This window comes from Ralstonia sp. AU12-08 (assembly GCF_000442475.1).
In the GTDB taxonomy this organism is placed as follows: Bacteria; Pseudomonadota; Gammaproteobacteria; order Burkholderiales; family Burkholderiaceae; genus Ralstonia; species Ralstonia insidiosa.
The window spans coordinates 1-5,365 of sequence record NZ_ASZV01000037.1 but is presented as its reverse complement, the minus strand read 5'-3'; the positions used below and the strand labels follow the sequence as shown (position 1 = coordinate 5,365).

7 protein-coding genes are annotated in these 5,365 nt (G+C 62.0%); 6 read left to right on the top strand and 1 reads right to left on the bottom strand.

What is annotated here, in order from left to right:
* From C404_RS48595 to C404_RS48570, 6 genes are all read left to right on the top strand, one after another.
* Nucleotides 1-967, top strand: a 967-nt coding sequence (locus tag C404_RS48595) for an outer membrane beta-barrel protein (protein WP_021196062.1), incomplete at its 5' end; no start/stop codon positions are given.
* Nucleotides 968-990: 23 nt separating this feature from the next.
* Nucleotides 991-1,191: a hypothetical protein gene (locus tag C404_RS48590; RefSeq protein ID WP_021196061.1), complete on the top strand. Its 201-nt coding sequence runs from the start codon at nt 991-993 to the stop codon at nt 1,189-1,191.
* 71 nt (nt 1,192-1,262) lie between these two features.
* Nucleotides 1,263-1,661, top strand: a complete 399-nt coding sequence (locus tag C404_RS48585; RefSeq protein WP_152524468.1) for a DUF3304 domain-containing protein — start codon at nt 1,263-1,265, stop codon at nt 1,659-1,661.
* 70 nt (nt 1,662-1,731) lie between these two features.
* The gene (locus tag C404_RS48580) at nt 1,732-2,439 is read left to right on the top strand and encodes a response regulator transcription factor (RefSeq protein WP_021196059.1); all 708 of its coding nucleotides are present in this window, start codon (nt 1,732-1,734) and stop codon (nt 2,437-2,439) included.
* A gap of 260 nt (nt 2,440-2,699) precedes the next feature.
* The gene (locus C404_RS48575) at nt 2,700-3,131 is read left to right on the top strand and encodes a DUF1090 domain-containing protein (RefSeq protein ID WP_021196058.1); all 432 of its coding nucleotides are present in this window, start codon (nt 2,700-2,702) and stop codon (nt 3,129-3,131) included.
* 141 nt (nt 3,132-3,272) lie between these two features.
* Nucleotides 3,273-4,355 (top strand): M14 family metallopeptidase, encoded by a 1,083-nt coding sequence (locus C404_RS48570; RefSeq protein WP_021196057.1) that lies wholly within the window; start codon nt 3,273-3,275, stop codon nt 4,353-4,355.
* 1 nt (nt 4,356) lies between these two features.
* Here C404_RS48570 and C404_RS48565 read toward each other — a convergent pair whose 3' ends face one another.
* The gene (locus C404_RS48565) at nt 4,357-5,253 is read right to left on the bottom strand and encodes an EamA family transporter (RefSeq protein WP_049285530.1); all 897 of its coding nucleotides are present in this window, start codon (nt 5,251-5,253) and stop codon (nt 4,357-4,359) included.
* Nucleotides 5,254-5,365: the final 112 nt, after the last annotated feature.

Here is a 5,365-nt window from a genome sequence, read left to right as displayed (position 1 = left end):
GCGCTTGCCGGATACCTACCAGACCGACCATGTGGACTTTGGCTACCGGTTTGACCTGATCTACGGCATGGACTACCGCTTCACGACCATGAAGGGCTTCTGGAGCGACCAACTGCTCGAGAAGAACAAGAAGTACGGCTTTGACATGCCGATGGCCTATGTCGATACCTACATCCCCGGTATCGCACAGGGGATGAACATCCGCGTTGGCCGTTTCATCTCGCTGCCCGACATCGAAGCGCAACTGGCGCCTGACAACTATCTGTTCAGCCATTCCCTGCTGTACGCCTATGACCCGTACACACAGGTGGGGGTGGTCGATACCGTCAAGCTGAACAACAACTGGTCGGTCCAGCTTGGCCTCACGGCGGGCAACGATACGTTCCCGGGCACCAGCGGCTCGAAGTTGTCTCCGCTGCTGTGCGTCCAATGGATCAGCGGCTCCAACGCCGACTCCATCTACGGCTGCGCAAACACCATCAACGGGGCCAACTACGCCTACAACAACATCAACCAATGGGTGGCAACCTGGAGCCACCGCTTCAGCCAGACGCTGAACAACCAGCTCGAGGTCTGGTACATGAAGGAGAACAACGTGCCAGTGTGCAGCGGGCAAGTTGGCTCCGATGGACCATCCACCCCGTTCGGCTGTCTGAACAGTTCCACCCTCGACCCGCTGCGCCGCTACAACACGAGTGAAGTCGCGGTGGTGGACTACCTGAACTGGCAAGTCAGCTCGAAAGACAGCGTGTCGTTCCGTGTGGAATACATGGATGACCGCCAGGGCCAACGTACGGGTACGCCCGCCCGGTACTGGGGCGAGGCCATTGGCTGGACGCACTTCTTTAACCAGTCCGTCCTGATCCGCCCCGAAATCAATCGCTACCAAGCCAGCAGCCCCGCCTTCAATGGCGGACTGTCGCGCACCCAGACCATGGTGGCGGCCGACCTCATTGTCCGCTTCTGACTTGCCGCGCAGCGGTGATCCACATGAAAAATCTTGCAGTCATTCTCGTTGCAGTTGGCTCGCTGATCTACGCAATGAGCGCTTCGGCGTTCCGTGATCAGGATCAGCAGCACATCATCGACAAAGCCATGAAGGAGAAGAAAGCCGCGGCGGCCCAGTCGCAGCCGCAGCAGCGGCCCGTGTTGAGTGCGTCTGCTGTCGGGGCGCGGTCCGGCCATCCCTGAAACGCAGGCGTGCGTTGGCATGCCATGCGTGCCAACGCCGCACGGCTGTCACGGCCTGAAGGAGAGCAGAGGTGAGGAAGGCTTCGGCGGTGCAGCGGATGGTCGTTGGCTGTTGGCTGGCTTGCTGTCTGATGAGTTCAGGATGCGTCACCAACAGCGGCACTGTGATGGCGGACATCGTCACGTTCAACCATACCGACCACGATATCCGCAATTTCTCGATCAACGAGGTGACCGGTGCAGGCGTTGCACGGCATGGGGCTAGCGAAACATCGCTGTGCTGCCTCCGCGTGCCGCGTGAGTATCAGAGGGATTTCACGCTCACCGTCAGTTGGTCGGACGACGCGTTTCGCCCGCCTCAGACCCTGGTTGCCGTGCCACCGCCATATCTGGCGGGAAGCAACGGTGGCCATGTGTCCGTGCATTTCTTGCGCAACGGCGACGTAAAAGTCTTTGTGGACGAATATTGAAGACAAGATTGTCCATGTCGGCATGGGTTGTGGCTGCCCCGAACGGGAGCTGCGCGCCGATGGAGTTCAAATGGAATTCGCAGTAGTCACCTCGAGCGCCCCGGTATTCGCGCTGGTTTCCGAATGTCTGGCAGGTGCCAGTTCGCATATCAAGTGCTTGCATTTCGAAAACGTCACGGCGCTCATTCGCCACTCACGGAAGTTCAAGCGTTGCAGCCTGTTGCTGATTGATGCTCCGCATTTCCATGCAGATGGCCACCTTGCGCTGTCATGGCGACAATTCAACGCGGGCAATGCCACGCCGATCCTCGTCTTCGGAGAGCCTTCGGAGCGTGATGCGCTGTATCGCTCCGTTGAGGCGGGCGTTGATGACTTTATCCTCGCGCCACTCAACCGCGAAGAGCTGTACGTGCGTGTGCAGCGCGTACTGATCCGGTCTGGCGTTCAGGTACCAACAAGGAGCGGCGACCGACTGGTCATTGGTCCGTACGTGCTCGATCGCGCGAGCGAGTGCGTGACGATGAACAAGGTACCCCTGCAATTGACCAGCCGCGAGTTCGCAACCGCGTGGCTGCTCTTTTCTTCAATGGGCGCCTTTCTGCAGTATGAGCAGATTGCCTTGGCGGTATGGGGCACAGGTTCCACGGTCGCCAAGCACTCCATTGAACAGCACATCTACAAGATCCGCCGGAAGCTCCATATGGAAGGCGACTCCGTGCTGACGATCAAAAACGTCTACGGGCGAGGGTATCGGCTCACGAAGCGGGCCGATGACTGACCCCGGCGCAGTGGATTGTCGTACTTCACGTTACCGATGGTCGCATTGGTCGGCAACGATTGATCAGCTTGCGTATGGCTTACCGACATTGGAGGGCAGCGCGCAATTGCGCGTAGAGGGGCCCTCCCAAGCTTAAAAAAAGGCCCATTCGGGACTTTTTTATTTGTCACGGCTTGTTGAGAATCCGTTGAACCTGATGGGCTGTGGCCAACTATCGTCGTATCGTGCCGTATCGATGGACTGAATATAAGGACGCTCCTATGAAGAAGACTCTCCTCGTCGCCCTCACGCCGTTTGCCCTGCTGGGCGCGCCTGCAGCGTTTGCCGACACCACGAACTGCGCCACCAAGATCCGCGCGATCGAAACGCAGATCGAGATGGCCAAGCAATACGGCAACACGTTCCGGATTGCCGGCCTGCAAGATGCGCTGGCGAGCACCAAAGCCAACTGCACCAATGCAGGTCAGGCCGAACACGCCGAGCGCAAGGTGCGCGAAGCCGAGCGGGACGTGCAAAAAGCGCAATTGGAAGTGACCGAAGCCGAGGACAAGCTGAAGGAATCCCGCAGCAAGGGTGAGGTCAAGCGCATCGCCAAGGCGCAGAAACGCCTGGCCGAGAAGCAGGACAAACTGCGCGAGAAGCAGGAAGACCTACGCAGTGCGCAAGCGGATCTGACCGCGCTGAAGGGCTGAGTTTTTCAGCGGGTGTCATGACTGGATAGACAGGGGCTTCGGCCCCTGTTTTTATTGCCTCGCTGGAATTGCCTGCAGTCGGCCGGCCCCCGATAATCCGGAGCGTACGACCGTTGTCTTCCCACCATCCTGGGCCCCAAAATGACCGTCGAATCCTTCTTCTCCCAGACCTACGATGAAGCGCGCGCCAAGTTCCTGACGGCCGCCCAGGCCCGGGGGATGGGCGTCGAACGGCATCTCCACCCGGATGCGCTCGGGCCGTCCGGCGAGCCCCTCTCCATCGACACGGCGCTGTTCTCGCCGGCGCAGGCCGATTCGCTGCTGGTCGTCACCTCTGGTGTGCATGGCGTGGAAGGGTTCTGCGGCTCCGGTTGCCAGATCGGCCTGCTGCACGACGACGAACTCTTCGCGCGGCTGGCGGCGTCCGGGCTGGCGCTGCTGCTGGTGCACGCCGTCAACCCGTATGGGTTTGCCCACCTGCGGCGTGTGAACGAAGACAACGTCGACCTCAACCGCAACAGCGTCGACTTTGCCGAGGCGGCGTCGGCCAATCCGGCCTATCTCGAGGTCGATCCGTTGCTGCTGCCGTCAACGTGGCCGCCCAGCCAGGCGGATCAGGCAGCGTTGCGGCACTATATGGTCACGCGCGGTGAGAAAGCCCTGCAGGACGCCGCAACCAGTGGGCAATACCGCGTGCCGGACGGCATGTTCTATGGCGGCACTGCCCCCTGCTGGAGCACCTTGCAGATGCGCGGGCTGGTGTCCCGGCATGCGGCAGGTGTTTCCCGTTTCATATGGATCGATCTGCATACCGGGCTCGGCCATTACGGCCACGGCGAGAAGATTTTCAACAGCCCCGACCCGGCTGAACTCGAGCGCGCCATCCGCACCTGGGGTGCGGATGTCCGGCCGATTGCGGCACCGGGGTCGGTGTCATCGGTGGTCAAGGGGGATCTGGTGGGCGTGGCATACGAGCTGCTGCCCGACATCGAGAAGACCTGCATCACGCTGGAGTTCGGCACGCTTGCACCGCTAGCGGTGCTGCAGGCCCTGCGGGCCGACCACTGGCTGCATCGACACCCTGAGCAGGGCGCTGCGCAGGCAGATGGCATCCGCCGGGCGCTGCGCGATGCGTTCTATTGCGATGTGCCGGCGTGGAAGGGCATGGTCTACGCGCAGACACGCATGGCCGTGCTGCAAGCCGTGGCGCGGGTTTCCGGCTAGATTACTCGCTGTGTGCCGGCTTGGGCGCGCGCACTGTCAGCGCACACCCGGCTGACGCGGCGATGATGGCCAGAATGGCTGTCCACTGCCGCCCGGTCAGCTGCTCGTGCAGCACGATGGCCCCGGCCAGCGCGCCGATGGCCGGCTCCAGGCTCAGTAGCACAGAGAACGTCTTACCCGGCAGGTGCTTGAGCGCCACCATCTCCAGCGAATACGGAATCGCGCTCGACAGCAGCCCGATGCCCAGCCCCGCCAGAATGAGCGACGGTGTCAGCAGTGCGGACCCCGCTTGCGCCACGCCAAACGGAATCGCGAACAACGCCCCCACGGTCATCCCCAGCGATGTTGCCTGGCCCGCATGCAAGCCACCGAGGTTCTTGCCGGTCAGGATATAGAGCGCCCAGCACACACCGGCCGCCAGCGCATACGCCGCGCCCAGGTGATCGACCTGGCCAACTGCCTTGTCGCCCACCGACAGCATCAGCAGGCCCACCACCGCCAGCCCGATCCACACGAAATCGAGCGCCCGGCGCGACAGCACCACCGCCAGCACCAGCGGCCCGGTGAACTCGATGGCAATCGCAATGCCGATCGGCAACCGCTGCAACGACAGATAGAACAGCAGGTTCATGCTCGCCAGCGTGACGCCGTACATGGCGATGCGACCGGCGTCGGCGCGGGTCAGGTGCAGGCGCCACGGCCGCCAGAACGCCAGCAGGATCGCCGCCCCAATGGTGACGCGGTAAGTAACGGTGCCGGCCGCGCCCAGCACCGGGAACAGCGTCTTGGCAAACGAGTTGCCCAGGCACACGGAGGCCATCGAACCCATCAGGGCAAGAATGGGCATCCAGGGGGACGACGTGATGGAGGTGGAAGAGGCGGGGGCAGCGGAAGACATGGGCGGTGCAGCAGATGCAACGCTACAGCATAGCCGCACACCGCCGAGAAAACGTTGCGTTCTCGGCGGTGCGGGTGCGGCTTTTTCTCGAAACGAGATTGGGGGTTAGAGG